The organism is Thomasclavelia sp. (genome assembly GCF_017889095.1).
In the GTDB taxonomy this organism is placed as follows: Bacteria; Bacillota_I; Bacilli_A; order Erysipelotrichales; family Coprobacillaceae; genus Thomasclavelia.
The window spans coordinates 1-15,793 of the sequence record NZ_JAGHEW010000226.1; the positions used below are offsets into that span (position 1 = coordinate 1).

16 protein-coding genes are annotated in these 15,793 nt (G+C 30.6%); 2 read left to right on the forward strand and 14 right to left on the reverse strand.

Annotated elements, in window-relative coordinates; all coding sequences use genetic code 11:
• The 11 genes from J7M77_RS09835 to J7M77_RS09880 all read right to left on the reverse strand — a co-directional run.
• On the reverse strand, nt 1-590 hold a 590-nt coding region (locus J7M77_RS09835), incomplete at its 3' end, for an HAD hydrolase family protein (protein WP_296878005.1).
• Nucleotides 591-690: 100 nt separating this feature from the next.
• Nucleotides 691-1,473 carry an alpha/beta hydrolase-fold protein gene (locus tag J7M77_RS09840; protein WP_296878007.1) on the reverse strand — a complete coding sequence of 261 codons (783 nt, stop codon included), beginning with the start codon at nt 1,471-1,473 and terminating at the stop codon, nt 691-693.
• Between the two features lie 48 nt (nt 1,474-1,521).
• A complete protein-coding gene (locus J7M77_RS09845) occupies nt 1,522-1,809 on the reverse strand; it encodes a septum formation initiator family protein (protein WP_296878010.1) in 288 nt (95 codons plus the stop codon).
• The gene (gene yabQ, locus J7M77_RS16900; RefSeq protein ID WP_367236982.1) at nt 1,779-2,189 is read right to left on the reverse strand and encodes a spore cortex biosynthesis protein YabQ; all 411 of its coding nucleotides are present in this window, start codon (nt 2,187-2,189) and stop codon (nt 1,779-1,781) included. Before yabQ ends, J7M77_RS09845 begins: the two co-directional genes overlap by 31 nt.
• Nucleotides 2,189-2,485, reverse strand: coding sequence for a sporulation protein YabP (yabP, locus tag J7M77_RS09850; protein WP_296878012.1), 297 nt, complete (start codon nt 2,483-2,485; stop codon nt 2,189-2,191). The genes yabQ and yabP overlap by 1 nt, the downstream gene beginning before the upstream one ends.
• A 48-nt stretch (nt 2,486-2,533) precedes the next feature.
• On the reverse strand, nt 2,534-3,061 hold the full coding sequence (locus J7M77_RS09855; RefSeq protein ID WP_296878014.1) for a GrpB family protein: 528 nt from the start codon (nt 3,059-3,061) through the stop codon (nt 2,534-2,536).
• A 94-nt stretch (nt 3,062-3,155) separates the two neighbouring features.
• Nucleotides 3,156-4,523, reverse strand: a complete 1,368-nt coding sequence (locus J7M77_RS09860) for an aminopeptidase (protein WP_296878017.1) — start codon at nt 4,521-4,523, stop codon at nt 3,156-3,158.
• A 109-nt stretch (nt 4,524-4,632) separates the two neighbouring features.
• On the reverse strand, nt 4,633-4,899 hold the full coding sequence (locus J7M77_RS09865; protein ID WP_296878019.1) for an RNA-binding S4 domain-containing protein: 267 nt from the start codon (nt 4,897-4,899) through the stop codon (nt 4,633-4,635).
• 2 nt (nt 4,900-4,901) lie between these two features.
• Entirely contained in the window at nt 4,902-6,542 is a 1,641-nt protein-coding gene (locus tag J7M77_RS09870; RefSeq protein WP_296878021.1) for a putative manganese-dependent inorganic diphosphatase, read from the reverse strand.
• 9 nt (nt 6,543-6,551) lie between these two features.
• Entirely contained in the window at nt 6,552-7,217 is a 666-nt protein-coding gene (locus J7M77_RS09875; protein ID WP_296878023.1) for a PAS domain-containing protein, read from the reverse strand.
• A 96-nt stretch (nt 7,218-7,313) separates the two neighbouring features.
• Nucleotides 7,314-7,898: an NAD(P)H-dependent oxidoreductase gene (locus J7M77_RS09880; RefSeq protein ID WP_296878025.1), complete on the reverse strand. Its 585-nt coding sequence runs from the start codon at nt 7,896-7,898 to the stop codon at nt 7,314-7,316.
• Nucleotides 7,899-8,049: 151 nt separating this feature from the next.
• On the opposite strand from J7M77_RS09880, the gene J7M77_RS09885 reads away from it, so the two are divergent.
• Nucleotides 8,050-8,895, forward strand: a complete 846-nt coding sequence (locus J7M77_RS09885) for a GGDEF domain-containing protein (RefSeq protein WP_296878027.1) — start codon at nt 8,050-8,052, stop codon at nt 8,893-8,895.
• Nucleotides 8,896-9,101: 206 nt separating this feature from the next.
• Here J7M77_RS09885 and gltA read toward each other — a convergent pair whose 3' ends face one another.
• The 3 genes from gltA to J7M77_RS09900 all read right to left on the reverse strand — a co-directional run bounded on the left by gltA (nt 9,102) and on the right by J7M77_RS09900 (nt 14,286).
• The gene (gltA, locus tag J7M77_RS09890; RefSeq protein WP_296878029.1) at nt 9,102-10,496 is read right to left on the reverse strand and encodes an NADPH-dependent glutamate synthase; all 1,395 of its coding nucleotides are present in this window, start codon (nt 10,494-10,496) and stop codon (nt 9,102-9,104) included.
• Entirely contained in the window at nt 10,496-11,344 is an 849-nt protein-coding gene (locus J7M77_RS09895; protein ID WP_296878030.1) for a sulfide/dihydroorotate dehydrogenase-like FAD/NAD-binding protein, read from the reverse strand. Before J7M77_RS09895 ends, gltA begins: the two co-directional genes overlap by 1 nt.
• Before the next feature lie 176 nt (nt 11,345-11,520).
• Nucleotides 11,521-14,286, reverse strand: a complete 2,766-nt coding sequence (locus tag J7M77_RS09900; RefSeq protein WP_296878032.1) for a family 20 glycosylhydrolase — start codon at nt 14,284-14,286, stop codon at nt 11,521-11,523.
• Nucleotides 14,287-14,497: 211 nt separating this feature from the next.
• Here J7M77_RS09900 and J7M77_RS09905 point away from each other — a divergent pair, with 211 nt between their 5' ends.
• On the forward strand, nt 14,498-15,361 hold the full coding sequence (locus J7M77_RS09905; RefSeq protein WP_296878034.1) for a MurR/RpiR family transcriptional regulator: 864 nt from the start codon (nt 14,498-14,500) through the stop codon (nt 15,359-15,361).
• The last annotated feature ends 432 nt before the right edge of the window (nt 15,362-15,793 follow it).

Consider the following 15,793-nt stretch of genomic DNA (forward strand, 5'->3'; position numbering starts at 1 on the left):
TTATCTACCCCAAGAGCATTAAATTCTAAATACCGATTTGATGAATAACTAGCACAGGCTTTATCTTTAATTTCATCTTTTAATTCTTGTTCAATTGCTTTTAAATATGCCATATCCCTGCGTTCGTATAATAACTTAGCAATCTTTTCATCTTTTAAAATATCGATGTTATACTCATCAATTACTTTAAATGGTGCTTTTTGTTCCGTTTTTCGTTTTACTTCATCTTCATCTGCGTTAAATATATAACACATATCAATCGTAAAAACTAACACACAAACATCATACTTTCGTGCTTTTTCAAATAACATTTTTGCCACTTCAAAAGATAGACCTTTGAAATTTAAAATACGACTATTTTTGTTTTCAACGATCAAACCACCATTAAAACAAATCGAATACTCATTTTCTTTGTCATAAGCATCAATTTCTTGTAATATTTCCGGAATCATATTGAAGGCACGACCTGTGGCCGGAACAAATTTTAAGCCTTTATTACGAGCTTTTTTAATTGCTTCGACATTAAAAGCCGGAACATGATGTTTAACTAATAATGTTTCATCTAAATCAGACAGCATTAACTTATACATACTTTCTTTTTCCCTTTCATTAACTTATTGATATCATATCATAAAAGATACTTTAATGGTGCTTTTTTTCAAAACAGAAAAACATTATAAAAGGACATCACTAATGATGTCCATAAAATAATTCCATAAATATTGGCACTCGTTTGCGCCATTCAATTTCGTTATGAGCAGCTTCTTCAAAAAAACGAACTTCAACTCGATCGGTCTTTTTAATTAATTCTTCATAAATTTGATCATTGCTTTCATAATAAATACGACTGATTTCTTCATCACCGTTACCTTCATTACCACCCAAATCTAAATAAAAACATTCAGTAGCACTTAAATCACTTTTATTGATCAAATCAATAAATTCATCAACATAAAACCAGTAAGCCGTTGAAAGCGAGGCTGTTTTTTTAAAAATATGACTATATTTAATTCCCGCATAACTAGTAATAATACCACCCATTGAGCTGCCAACCATGGCACAATCTTCTTTGATCGTTGGGAAGTTTTTATCAATATACGGTTTTAACTGTTTAATAATAAATCGCAGATATTTTTCACCTTCACCACCAACTTTAATATTTTCATCACCATATTCCATTAATAAAATATCTTTTTTGATTGGCCAAGGTCCATATTCATCCTCACGTTTGTTTAATCTAAAATTACAAGGGATGGCAACCATGATCACATCTAAATTAACAGCTTTAACATAATCATAAAAACCCCAACTAACATTCATATAAGAACTTTCATCAAAAAAAGCATTTTGACCATCATTTATGTATAAAACTGGATATCTTTTATTGCTTTGTTGATAGTCATCAGGTACATAAATTGTTATTTTTCGTCTACGACGAAGTGAACGCATATACATATTTTTTGTAATAAACATCAATAATACCCCCTAAAAAACTTAGAAACAAAAATAAGCACTTTGTGCTTATTTTACTCCAGGAATAATGGACACCTGTTCTCCTTCTCGAGAAAAAATGTAATTTTCACGAGCATAACGAGCTACATAGTCTTCATCATTCAATAAATCCACTTCATTTTGTAATTCATTTTTTTCAGCTTCAACAATCTTTTTTCGCTCTTTTAAAACCGCTATATCATCCTGACGCTGAAGAACGGTCATTGCGCTATTAAACAAGACAATCATCATTACACATCCAAGCAGCATAAAACTAATGCCTTTTACTAATTTGAAAATCTTTCTTTTACTAGCCATCTAATCACCTTCTTCATGCGTTTTATTATACCATTAATCTTTTTAAAAATGAATATAATTGGGGATAAAATATATTTTAACATTTTTACAACCGCTTCAATTACATAAAACATATAATAACTATAATAGTTAAGATAAACAAGATATCCAAATAGCATACTGATAATAAAATAAAATCTAATTACCCCATTATTGATCACTAACAAACCAAGATAATAGAGATACCCAAAAACAACACCAGTAATAATCTGTATAATATATCTAAAGATGCTCTGGTGGTATTTATAAAACACACGATTGATAAGACTATAAACAAAAGTAAAGAGAAAACCAAATACCAGTGAATAACTGATCCCTTGAAGCTGGTTAATTAAATCCATTACTTAAGCAATTTATTAAAAACACTTTCTTTACTTTTGGGACCTTTTTTATTAGCTACATAAGAAATAGAATCAATATTTCCTTTGATACTAACTTCATTTTTCTCTTGATCTAATCGTGTTAACGACAGTTCAGTTCCTGTGATATTTAAGAACCCTAATGAAGTTTCAATTAAAAATTCTAAAGAATCAAAGCTTTCAATCTTTTTAACTCCTGTCAATTCAATATTTTTACGATCTTTTAAATAAACATTATGATAAGGAGTATGTTCAAAACGAATACTATTATTATCCATATAATTACCTCCACTAATAAATATGCATTAGCGAGGAATTAAGAACCACTAAATTTGTTCAATATCTTTATGACGATATTGTTTTAAAGCCTTAGCTTCAATTTCTTTGGTAAATGCATCTTTGCCCTTATTATATTTTTTTATATTATTAGGATATTTCTTAGCCAGTTTTTCTTTTAACTCACCATATTCTTTAGCTACTTCAGGATGATCTTTTAAATAATCATAAAAAGCAATTAATGATTCAATGCGATCATGATTATTTCCATCATAAGCATGAACATGAACTGAATTATCTGCCTTCATAAAAAACCTTCTACCTTTGATTCCATCTTCTCCTAAACATTGATAACCAGCTTTTTCAAACTGTTCATTTAATGAATCTAATTTATTTACATCTTTGACTACTAATAAAATATCAACTGTTGGTTTTGCTTTTAACCCTGGAACCGCAGTTGAACCAATATGAGTGATAGTAACCAATTCACTTACAAGTATATTCCTAATCTGATTAGCTTCGTATACATATCTACGTTGCCATTCTTCATTATAATCAACTACTTCAACTTTTGCCATTTTCATCACCGCCTTTTAATCTATTATAGCATGTCTAGAAAAGTTTAAAAACCATGTTTCTTGCAAAGAAAAAGATATTTGGCTAGCCAAATATCTAAATCTTGCTTAAAAATGAACAATAAGCTAAATACGCTTCATAAACATCCACTTTACTTACTATTTCCATTGGGGCATGCATATTTAATACCGCCACTCCAGCATCAATTACATTCATATTATAGTTACCTAAAATATAGGCAATTGTACCGCCACCGCCTTGATCAACACGACCAAGTTCAGCTGTTTGATAATAAATATTATCATTATCTAAAACGTTTCTAATTTCAGCCATATATTCACCATTAGCATCATTAGAACCACTTTTACCACGAGCACCAGTATATTTATTAAAAACAATTCCTTTTCCTAAATAAGCCGCATTCCTTTTATCATTGACACTTAAATACAACGGATCAACCCCGGCACTAACATCACTTGATAACATTTTAGAATTAGCCATTGCCATCCGTGTTTTAACAAAACTGTCTACTTTCATTTTTGCAAGTAAACAGGCAACACTATTTTCAAAGAATAGTGACTGGGCACCCGTAGCTCCAACACTGCCAATTTCTTCTTTATCAACTAAAATACAACAGCTAGTATATTCAGGATTTTCCATTTGTAACAAGGCCATTAATGAAGTATAAGCACAAACCCGATCATCATGACCATATCCAGCTACCATACTGCGATCTAAACCATAATCACGAGCTGGCATACTTGGTACAACTTCAATTTCACCACTTAAAAAATCTTCTTCTTCAAAATCATATTTTTCTTTTAAAATTTTAAGAATATTAGCTTTAACAGCTTCTTTTTCACTATCTGCAAGTGGGATACTACCTACTGTTACATCAAGATCTTCTCCTTCAATAACTCTAGCCGCTTCTTTTTTTAATTGATCTGCCGATAAATGAATCAATAAATCACTAATTCCTACAACTGGATCATTTTCATCTTCACCAATATTTACATCAATTACTGTACCATCTTTTTTAGCAATGATACCTATTAATGAAAGAGGAATAGTTACCCACTGGTATTTTTTAACACCACCATAATAATGAGTATCTAAAAGGGCAAAGCCTTCACTTTCATACAAAGGATTTTGTTTCAAATCCATTCTTGGTGAATCAATATGTGCTCCTAAAATACGCATTCCTTTTTCTAATGGCTGTTTTCCCATTACATATAAAGCAATATTTTTATTCATATTATTAACATATACTTTATCACCTGGTTTTAACTCATTATATTCATCTAATTCCTTAAAACCATGTTGTTTCGCTAATTCAATACTTTGCTTAACACATAAGCGTTCTGTTTTTCCCTTAGTAATAAATTTTTTATAACCTTCATTAAAATCCATTACATCTTTAATTTTTTCATCACTATATTTTTCCCATGCAAGTTTTGCATACATTTAAATCACCTTCCATTTATACTATATAGTATACCAAATTATCATATCTTACAAACATTTTACATCATTATTTATTTAAAAAGCTTAGCTATTGAAGCTAAGCTTTTTGTCAAAGATCACGTTTGATCGGTTCTTCTTTAACGATTTCATAAAGCATCGTACTATCTTCTTTTAAAACATATTCTCGCAGTTCTTTTACTCGAACAGTTAATAACGTCCGACCAAATTCAATTTCGATTTCATCACCAATTTTTAAGCGTGTACTTGGTTTAGCAACTTTTCCATTTACTTTGACCCGCGAACTTTCGCTTATTTCTTTTGATAATGTTCGTCTTTTAATAATTCTCGATACTTTTAAAAATTTATCTAATCTCATTTTTAATCACTCATTACGGCTGTAATTGCCGGAACAACTTGTTTTTTACGAGAAATAACGCCTTTTAAAGTCGCCTGGCTATCTTCTAATTTAACATTAAATGCTTGTTCTGCCAAATATGTTTTATCACCAGCAGCCAATACTTCACTGTTAGCGTTAATAACATCAGTAAGTAACAACAAGACAAAATCTAAATTATTATCTTTAGCAAACTTATTCATATAATCAAGCATTTCTTGTTTATATGAAGCAAAACCTTCAATATCCATTGTATTAACCTGACCAACACCCACTGTTCCATTTTCAAATGGGAATTTTTTGAAATCCTGATTAAAGATTTCTTCTACGGTCTTACCAGCTAATGAAGTTCCTGCTTTAAACATATCCATCGCAAATTCTTCAATATTTACTTGCGCAATCTTAGCTAGCTTACGAGCTGTTTTAGTATCAACTGGTGTACATGTTGGTGATTTAAACAACAATGTATCGGAAATAACTGCCCCAAGTAAAATTCCTGCGATTGATTGCGGAATTTCCACATTAAATTCATCAAACATCTTAGTAACAATAGTTGCCGTAGAACCTAGTGGTTCCCCTCTAAATAATAATGGTCCAATTGTCTGGATATCAGCAACACGATGATGATCGACGATTTCCAAAATATCAGCTTCTTCAATTCCCGGAATTGACTGACCACGTTCATTATGGTCAACTAAAATAACTTTTTTACGTAATCCTTTCAACAAAGCAAAACGAGAAATACTTCCCACACAGCGATTATTTAGATCCAATACCGGATAACTTCTAAATCTTGTTTCACTCATGACTTCTTTAACATGATCTAACGTATCATCAGTAGTAAAGATCTTCAAATCACCTTTTTGCATGATATGTTCTACTGGAATTGCCTGAATGATTTGTTGTGAAGTTAAATAAGTATTAAATGGTGTTGAAATAACACTAATACCTTTATCTTTTAATTTTTCCAACATTGCTTTATCAAGATCTAATGATCCCGTTAAAATGATTAAAGAAACTCCGGCTTCGATCAATGAATTGACTGCATCATCACGGTCACCACCAACGATAACAATATCACCAGGTTTGATTCTTTTTTTCGCTTCTTCCCCACGCATAGCGGCAATATGTAAATCACCTTCAATTACTTTTAAATTATGATTTAAATAAAGGATTGAAGCTTCCAATGTATCAATTACATTTTCAATTGGTGTATGGGCTTCTTTTAATAAACTGCTATCCCATTTTTCCATATATCCTTCAACGATATTAGATGTTGAAAGTAACCCTAATAATTGTCCATGATCATCTAAAATTGGTGCTGATTTAACATTTTGCTGTTTCATTAGATCCCATGCTGTTTTTAAAGTTAACTCTTTTGAAAAAACAGTTACTTTATCATAATTTAGATCTTCTACTTTTTGTTTTACTGTTTTTAATAAAACTGGTATTTTTATATCAAATCTTTTTAATACATATTCAGTTTCCCGATTGACTTCACCAAGTCTTACAGGTACCGCATTATAACGATTGATTGCTTTTAATAAATATGAATATGCAATCGCTGAACAAATACTATCAGTGTCTGGATTTCGATGTCCACTTACATATACTAGTTCTTTCATTTTACCCTCCTATTTTTCCATTTTCTTTAAATAACGATATACAGTTGGTTCTGAAACAGCTAATTTTTCAGCTACCAAAACAATAGCTCCTTTTACCTTAAATGTTCCTTTTTCCTGTAAATATTTAACTACTTTTATTTTTTCATCAACATTCAAACGTTCTGCCAAGAAATAACTTGGGAATCCCATCTTTTCTAAACATTCTTTAATATACATATCGATCATTTCATCCAATGGTGATGACAAAATCTCAACTGGATTATCCATTTTAAATTCAATATCTTTTTCATCTTTAATTCCTAAGATTTTTTTGATCGTTGCCGTCAAATATTCAAAATCAGAAATATTAACATTAATACATAACATTCCTACTGGCATTTCCTTATCAGCTTCTTTAATAAAATAAGTAGCTGCTCTCATTAATTTCCCATCAGCACCGGTTGTTTTATAGTTAATTACATAATCATGATCAAGATATTGTTTTTCTTCTAAATAATGAATTGATAGATTCGATAATTTAGCTCCTACTTCTCTTCCAGAGTTATGATTATTAATTATCGCAACAATTTCCTGATCTTTAGAAGTTAGATCATGTAAAGCAATTTCAACATTGTCACCTAATGCCTTTCCTAAAAACACAACCATTGCAGCATATGGTTCCAAATATTTATACATTTTATCACTCCTTTATGCCAATTATACACGAAATGATAAAAAATTAACAGTATTTTTATCATGATAATAATTATTTCAATCAATTATCATCACATATTAAAAATTTTTTCCTAACAAATAAGCCCGTTTCAAATTATCATCATATTTTATTTCACGATCAGGATAATCCCGTGACATCCGATCAAAAACGATCATTTCTTTTTCTTTAGCGCGATCACTAATACAATCACCAAGCATAACTTCCTTCATCGCTGCTACCTGTCTTTGACGCAGCTTTTCTTTCAAATCACCGCCCATCGTCACTAACATTAACACCTTATCTAACGGTTTCATTGTAGCCTTGTTTCCATAAGCAAAACCATAAGTTAAGACCCGCTGGAACCAGCCAACTAATTTACTAGGTGCTTCGCTCCAAAATACTGGATAAATAAAAACCAGAGCATCACTTTGATTGATTAATTGCTGTTGTTTTAAAATATCTTCCGGTACTTTTAATTCATCATTATAAAATGCTTCTCGTAAATATTCCTGTTCAGTAAAACTCTCATTAAAATTCATTTGATATAAATCTAACAATTTAACATCATGATTTCCATCCTTTAATCCCTCAATAAATTTTTCTTTAACATCATAAGTAAAACTATTACAGCTAGGATGACAATAAACAACTAATACTTTCATGCTTTTCACCTCATTTATCATTATAACAAATTTAATCTTTTATCTATATTTTAAATTCATCTATTTGTCATTAAACTCCCACATAATCCGTTGAAGTTGAGATTATTTTGTGATATATTGAAAAAGAAATAACCAAGGAAGGGGTGAAAACATGCCATTTGAATCTTTAAAATCCTATTTTGATTCCATGCCTGTTGCCTTTACTGTTATTAAATTAGTATTAAATAAAAACGGTGAACCTATCGACTTTATCTTTTGTTATGGCAATGACGCATTTGCTAAATTAGAAGGTATTGCCTTAACAGATATGCTCAACAAACGTTTTTACAAAGATGTCTTTACCGACAGAAGTGATACCAAATGGTTAGATTTTTATTATTCTTGCGCTTTTTTAAATCAGAATCATGAATTACATGACTATAGCCCTGAAATTGATAAATATTTAAAAATAGTTTGCTACCCCTGGTTAGAAAAAGGATATTGCGCTTGTTTATTATTTGACGAAACTGAACTAGTGAATATGAAAAAAAGATTAAACCGTTTAGCCAATGTTGATGAATTCACTAATTTCAATAATCGTAATGCCTATCAAAACTTTTGTAATACCAATAAAAACAAAACTAATACTGGCGCTATTTTTGTTGATATAAATAATCTTAAAGAAGTCAATGACCGCTTTGGTCATGATACTGGTGACCTTTTGATAAAAACTGTAAAAGATAAAATAAAAATATGTTTTAACGAAAAAAGTGATCAGATATTTCGTATTGGTGGCGATGAGTTTGTCATTATTATCCAAAATATCAGTTACGAAGCTTGTAGAAAAAGAGTTATTAAGTTGAAAAAAAGCATGACAAATCATTACATCCCATTTTTACCTAATGTATTAGCTTCAATTGGCTGGCACTGGCAAGATAGATTTGTATCTATCAAAGCTTTAGTTGATAAAGCTGATCAAGAAATGTATAAAGATAAAAAGAATTTAAACAAATCATAAAATCCAATTATTTCAGTGATAAATTATTGTTTATCACTTTTTTGTTATTACAAAAATATCATTTTAATCCATAAAAACGATCATCTTCTTTATGGGTAAAAAATTGTAAAAGATATTCAATTTGTATGATCTTATTATCTTTTAAACAATTCTTTAGTATAGCAAAAAAGGTATCTTTCAACTAAGAAAGACACCTCGTCGTTTAATTATAATTTAGATAAATATTCATCCATTGCTTTAGCTGCTGTTTTTCCAGCACCCATAGCTAAAATAACTGTTGCTGCACCAGTTACAACATCGCCACCAGCAAAGACACCTTCTTTACTAGTTTTCATTGTGTCTTCATCAACGATGATACCACCCCATCTTTGAGTGTCTAAACCAGGTGTTGTTTGTCTAATCAATGGATTTGGACTTTGACCGATAGCAACAATTACTGTTCCAGTTTCAATCACGAAATTTGAACCTTCAATTACAACCGGTCTTCTTCTTCCAGAATCATCTGGTTCTCCTAATTCCATTTGCACACATTCCATTGATTTAACCCAACCGTCTTCACCTTCAATTTTAACTGGATTAGTTAATAATTTAAAGATGATTCCTTCTTCTTTAGCATGATGTACTTCTTCAGCACGAGCTGGAATTTCATCAACTCCACGACGATAAACGATATAGACTTCTTTAGCCCCTAAACGTTTAGCCGTTCTTGCCGCATCCATCGCTACGTTACCAGCACCAATAACACAAACAGTATCCGTAATTTTTACTGGTGTTGGATGATCTGGGAATTGGTATCCTTTCATTAAATTAACTCGAGTTAAAAATTCATTGGCAGCATAAACACCATTTAAGTTTTCACCAGGAATATTTTGGAAACGTGGTAAGCCCGCACCACTTCCAACAAAAATACCTTGATATCCTTGTTCTTGTAATTCATCGATTGTTACTGAACGACCAACGACAACATTAGTTTCAAAATCTACACCTAAAGCCGCAACACTATCAACTTCTTTTTGAACTAGATCTTTTGGTAAACGGAATTCAGGAATTCCATAAGAAAGAACGCCACCTGTTTTATGAAGAGCTTCAAAAACAGTAACATCGTAACCTTTTTTAGCTAATTCTCCAGCACAAGTGATTCCTGCTGGTCCAGAACCAATAATTGCAACTTTTTTTCCATTTGGTTTAATTTCCACTTCAGCTTTTTTACCATGAGCCATATGATAATCAGCAACAAATCTTTCCAGACGTCCAATTCCAACTGCTTCACCTTTAATTCCGCGAACACATTTTCCTTCACATTGATTTTCTTGAGGGCAAACACGTCCACAAATTGCTGGCAAGGCATTTTCACTAGTAATAATTTGATATGCTTCTTCAAAATTACCAGCAGCAACTTCTTTAATAAATTCAGGAATTGGTACTCCAACAGGGCATCCTTTTTTACATGGCTGATGTTTACAATTTAAACATCTAGTTGCTTCTTCCATCGCCATTTCTTTTGTATATCCTAAAGCTACTTCTTCAAAATTTTTATTTCTTACATCAGGTTCTTGTTCAGGCATTACTACCTTTGTTGGTGACATATTTGGTTTTGCCATTATTTGACACCTCCCATTAAATTACACATCCGATTAGCATTTTCACTAACAGTATGTTCTTCTTCTTTAAACATTCTTTGACGCATCATTAATTCATCAAAATCAACTTGTAATCCATCAAAATCAGGACCATCTACACAAGCAAATTTAACTTTACCGTCAACAGTTACACGACAGCATCCGCACATTCCTGTTCCATCAATCATGATTGGATTCAATGAAACTGATGTTTTGATATTCTTTGGTTTAGTCACACCAACAACCGCTTTCATCATTGGTACTGGACCAATTGCAATAACTTCATCAAAACTTTCACCTTTATCTAAAAGATCACTTAATACTGTTGTAACAAAACCTTTAGTTCCTAGTGATCCATCATCAGTAGCGATATAAACATTTTTACAGAATTTTTTAAATTCATCAGCCATTAAAACATATTGCGCTTCACGACCACCGATAATTACATCAACTTCCACACCACGATTAGCTAATTCTCTTAATTGTGGATATAATGGTGCACTTCCTACTCCACCAGCAACCCCAATTACGTGTTTAGCTTCATGGAAATTAGTTGGTACTCCTAATGGACCAACGAAGTCAGTTAATGAATCACCGGCATTTAATTTTGATAATTCTTTAGTTGAATAGCCTACAATTTGATAAATGATCGTAATTGTTTCTTTTTCACGATCAAAGTCAGCAATCGTTAATGGAATTCTTTCACCATCTTCACCAACACGAAGAATGATAAATTGACCAGGTTCGCATTTTTTTGCGACAAATGGAGCATGGATTTCCATTAATTCGACAACATCATTTAATACTTCTTTACGTATAATTTCGTACATGCTTCAAATCCCCTACTTTCTTATTACGTGTAATATTATATCTTTCTTAGTCAAAAGAAACAATGATATTTTAAAAAATTTATTTCTTTAATAACTTATTTTTAATAAAACAACGCTATATTTTATTAATAACTTAATGTAAAAAGGAAGAACCGCACTTCTTCCTTTTTAGTGTATTAATTTCTACGTTTTTTTCTTTTAACACTGACAAATATTCCTAATAATGATATTACAGTAACTGCTGCAGTTGCAAAAAGTGCCGCTTGATCGCCAGTTGATACTTTATCATTATTTGCTTGTTGATTATTTTGGCTTTCTCCCTGAGAATTATCTGGTTTAGATCCATCTGGTTTATCAGGTACTGGTGTTTCTTGATTTTTTTGATATCCATATATTACTTCTAATTCACCTTTTTCAATAATGCCGTTTGCATTTTCAGGAACTTGTACCAATGTGTAATTGTCAAACTCTTTTGTTTCAGAACTATAAGTAGTTCCTACGACATCTTCAATAACTATTGGATCACATAGATCTTTATTATTCTCATCTACATATTTTATAATTACCTTCCCTGTATCTGCGACATATTCAATATTTTCATATTGATGAATCAATGCTTCAATCTCTTGTACAGAATATAATGTTTTTTCATTAGGGGTATCTAATAAAGTATTTAATTGATCAATATTCTTTTGTACACCTGCATCATCTGTTTCAATATTCGCTAGTCCCTCTTTTATTGTCTTAACTACTGCTTGATAATCTGCTGCAGTATAATTTTTAGCTACTTGACTACCTAATAATTCCGGTCTAGGTGATTCAACTAAATATGCTAGACGTTCAAATTCTTCATATGTAAATCCTTCATCATACGTTGCTCCCCATGTTTTATATGCAAAACCAGCATATCTTGGAAATAATGTTCTTGAAAGAATATATTCTGGAACATAACCATGAGCATCATCCCAAATTGGGAATACTTGTCCTTGTGCCTGTTGTAAATTTTCAGTTAGGACTTCATCAACATGATAAAACGGATACGAAAAAGCACTACATGAATAAGTATATCTTGTAAAGTTTTCATATAAGTTCTTTGGTGCTGGTCGATCTAATTTATTTTGATTTTGTTGTGGCCATAAATCATGATAATTTGAAGATGAGCTTGACATTACATCATAACCCGCTTTGATTGCCTGAGAAGCTTTAATAGAACCATAGATTCCACCACCCCAAAAATCAATCACTATTCTTTCATCTAAATCAACTACACTATCGAATGAAAATAAATTATCATTCCATACTAATACTTTAATTCCCTTATCTAAAAACGGTTTAGCTGCTTCGTTAAAGAATAATTTTAAAGCATCATTTTCATTAGCGGCAGAATCATTAGTAACTTCTTTAGCCCATGTAGCAAGTTTTTGATCACCTTCACTGCTCCATCCTGATGTTTGGAAATATTCATCACCACCAATATGGATAGTCTTAGCATGGAATAAATCAGCTGCTTCTTGATAAATTGAATAAATATAGTTTCTTACTTCCTGTTTTGAAAAATCTAAATTCGAACAACTATCAGTAATTTTCCATTCTTTATGATAATCAGCTTCTTGACCAGAATGACCAGGAAAATCTACTTCTGGGATTACTTCAACATTAAATTTATTAGCGTAATTAACTAACTCATCAATTTCTTCCGATGTCCAAAAACCACCTTTGCGATCAACTAACTCTGGTGCTACTTTAGAATCAAAACGAATTCCTTCGTTATCTTTAAGACGTAGCTGTAAAACATTTTGCTTATAATAAGCCATTTGTTCAATTTGTTTTTTTAGCCAGTCGATTGAATAATAACGTCTACCCGAATCAACTTGTAACCCACGGATATTTTGATCAGTATAATCTTGCACAATACCACAATTCAAACTATCTCTTTGGATAAACGCCTGTAAAATCGTCATTGATCCATTTTGAATTCCTTCAATATAATCAGAATAAATAACTACCGTATTTTCTGTAATATTAATTTGATATGCATCTTTTTGGCAATCACGATCTTTAACCATTCCATTTAATTCAAAAGATACAGGTTGTTTATATAGCGTAATTCCTTTGGCGTTATTAATATCATCGATAACATTAATAGTATAATTTTCAATAATTCCTTTAGCTTTCATTGATTCAGCTAAATATTCTGTTTTTGCTTTAGAAAATTCATCCGTAGAAAAGAATTGATTTTTCTTTGTTAGTTTATAAATTCCGTCTGTTTGACTAAAATTTTGAATTGCTGGTACGGTATTTGGAAAACCATCTAAATCAGCTTTATAATCAATTGTTTGAATATCCTTATCCACAGTTCCTACTTCTTTTATTTCTACATCATCAAAATAGAACACTCCGGCCCCACTTTCATTACCGGTCCATTCCGTATAAGCAAATGCATAGATTTCATTCGTTCTAGGACCTGTCGTAATAGTATGAACATTAGTTTGCCATTCTGTACTTTTTTTAGAATTTGTTTTAATATCAGAAGCTAATTTCCAAGGGTAATCAGCTGTATAATTTCCATCAACATCTAAGACCCCGGTTGACATCTTTACTCCTGTTTCATTAAAATAATGGCTTGTAATTTCATAGGTTGTATTAGGTTTAACGTTATCAATAATAACATTAACGCTGCCTTTACCATAATTATAAGACCAAATTGGTATTTCATGTTCGTTTTCCGGTTTATAATTCCCAACTTTTATTGAATATTTTCCATCATAAGCTTTTTCAGAAGTTCTTTGAGCTTTGTATAACTGAATTGTACTCTTATCAATTTCATTTTCAAAAGATGGATTTGTCATATATTCGTTTTCCTGTGCATAAGCAGTTTGACTAAATAATCCTATGATCATTGCACAAGCTGCTACTGAAGCAAATATTTTTCTCTTTTTCATACATTTATCCTTTCCCTAAATATTATTTTCTAGAGGATTAATTATTCTTGCCTCCTTTCTATCCTCTTTGTTCAATATCATTTTAAAATGCCATATTCCTTGTTTCAATATACGAAATAGATTGTCTATTCAAATTTTAAAAACCTTTTCTAAAAATGAAATGCTATTCAAAATCTGAAAAATAATAAAATAACATCAAGAAATTAATATTTTGAAAAATCAAATAAACCGTATTATAATAAAAACAACATATAAAAAGGAGGTACAACTAGTTTTACTAGTAATAGATCTTATGGCTGGCTTTATTTACAAATTGCAAAACATTGTTAATATTACCCCAAACAACAGTAATACCGATATAAATATCGCTAGATGTTTATTAAAAAATCTTGATAAAATAAAAAAGAAAACATCTTTGCAAGAAATCTCTGAAATTTGTTATACATCCCCCTCAAGTATCAGTCGTTTTTGTCAAAAATTAGGTTATACTAGTTTTAATGATTTCAAAGCCGATTATTTAGGGGTTCAAGAAGAGTTAAATGAAACTATTTTAGACAATAGTGCTTTTAGCAAAATTAATATTTCGAGCTTTTTAAATAAAATTAATGCTAGTTTTTCAACTATTGATACCGATAAACTTAACCAATCAATAGATAAATTATGCGATGCAATACACAATTCTAAGCGCATTTTTATTTTTGCAACTCATATTCCTGGAGATTTAGCAAACATCTTACAAAGAGCTTTACTAACTGCTGGCAAATATGTTGAATTTTATCCTCGAAAAGAACATCAAATTGAATTAGCTAAGCAAATACGTCAAAACGATCTTTGTCTTTTTATTTCTTTAGAAGGCACTTTATTAATGGAAAAAGCAATTACTATTCCTGCAATTATTTCTTTGGCTAATAATATTTTAATTACTCAAAATAGCCAAATTAAATTTTCACAACAGTTTAATGATACTATTGTTTTAGGTAATCATGATGACGAAAATTTAGGTAAATACAAATTGTTATTTTTTATCGATTGCTTAATCAATCAATACTATAATAAATATGTAGTCAAAAAATAATTTTCTCCCCTTGGGGGATCCTCTTTTAAATCATCACAAATTTATCACTTCTAATAAATGTCATATCTTACAGCTAAATCAAATAATCATGTGATAATTGTATTATTAATAATCATAAAATAAGACTTTTCATTATGGTCAAAACCAAAACAAAGATTAACAATTGTATAAGTAACACCTTTTTACCTTAACTTAAAAATAAAAAACACGATTAATGCTATCCTATCAAAAAGATTGATGCAAAACACCTAATTTCAAATCATAAATTTATTGCTTCTTTTAAAATATTATATTACTATAAAATCAGGAGTGATACTGTGAAAAAAATTGCTATCATCATAGATAATTTAATCTTTTTAACTAAAACAATTACATACTTAAAAACAATCTTTAATAAAGCTAACCAGACCATTGCCATCACTACTTATAAAA

Bases quoted from the DNA above. Each gene is read 5' to 3' on its own strand.
- J7M77_RS09860 (WP_296878017.1), bottom strand. From the start codon at position 4,523: ATGTATGCAAAACTTGCATGGGAAAAATATAGTGATGAAAAAATTAAA.
- gltA (WP_296878029.1), bottom strand. From the start codon at position 10,496: ATGGCAAAACCAAATATGTCACCAACAAAGGTAGTAATGCCTGAACAA.
- yabQ (WP_367236982.1), bottom strand. From the start codon at position 2,189: ATGGATTTAATTAACCAGCTTCAAGGGATCAGTTATTCACTGGTATTT.
- J7M77_RS09855 (WP_296878014.1), bottom strand. From the start codon at position 3,061: ATGGCAAAAGTTGAAGTAGTTGATTATAATGAAGAATGGCAACGTAGA.
- J7M77_RS09895 (WP_296878030.1), bottom strand. From the start codon at position 11,344: ATGTACGAAATTATACGTAAAGAAGTATTAAATGATGTTGTCGAATTA.
- J7M77_RS09885 (WP_296878027.1), top strand. From the start codon at position 8,050: ATGCCATTTGAATCTTTAAAATCCTATTTTGATTCCATGCCTGTTGCC.
- J7M77_RS09900 (WP_296878032.1), bottom strand. From the start codon at position 14,286: ATGAAAAAGAGAAAAATATTTGCTTCAGTAGCAGCTTGTGCAATGATC.
- J7M77_RS09870 (WP_296878021.1), bottom strand. From the start codon at position 6,542: ATGAAAGAACTAGTATATGTAAGTGGACATCGAAATCCAGACACTGAT.
- J7M77_RS09875 (WP_296878023.1), bottom strand. From the start codon at position 7,217: ATGTATAAATATTTGGAACCATATGCTGCAATGGTTGTGTTTTTAGGA.
- yabP (WP_296878012.1), bottom strand. From the start codon at position 2,485: ATGGATAATAATAGTATTCGTTTTGAACATACTCCTTATCATAATGTT.
- J7M77_RS09880 (WP_296878025.1), bottom strand. From the start codon at position 7,898: ATGAAAGTATTAGTTGTTTATTGTCATCCTAGCTGTAATAGTTTTACT.
- J7M77_RS09840 (WP_296878007.1), bottom strand. From the start codon at position 1,473: ATGTTTATTACAAAAAATATGTATATGCGTTCACTTCGTCGTAGACGA.
- J7M77_RS09845 (WP_296878010.1), bottom strand. From the start codon at position 1,809: ATGGCTAGTAAAAGAAAGATTTTCAAATTAGTAAAAGGCATTAGTTTT.
- J7M77_RS09865 (WP_296878019.1), bottom strand. From the start codon at position 4,899: ATGAGATTAGATAAATTTTTAAAAGTATCGAGAATTATTAAAAGACGA.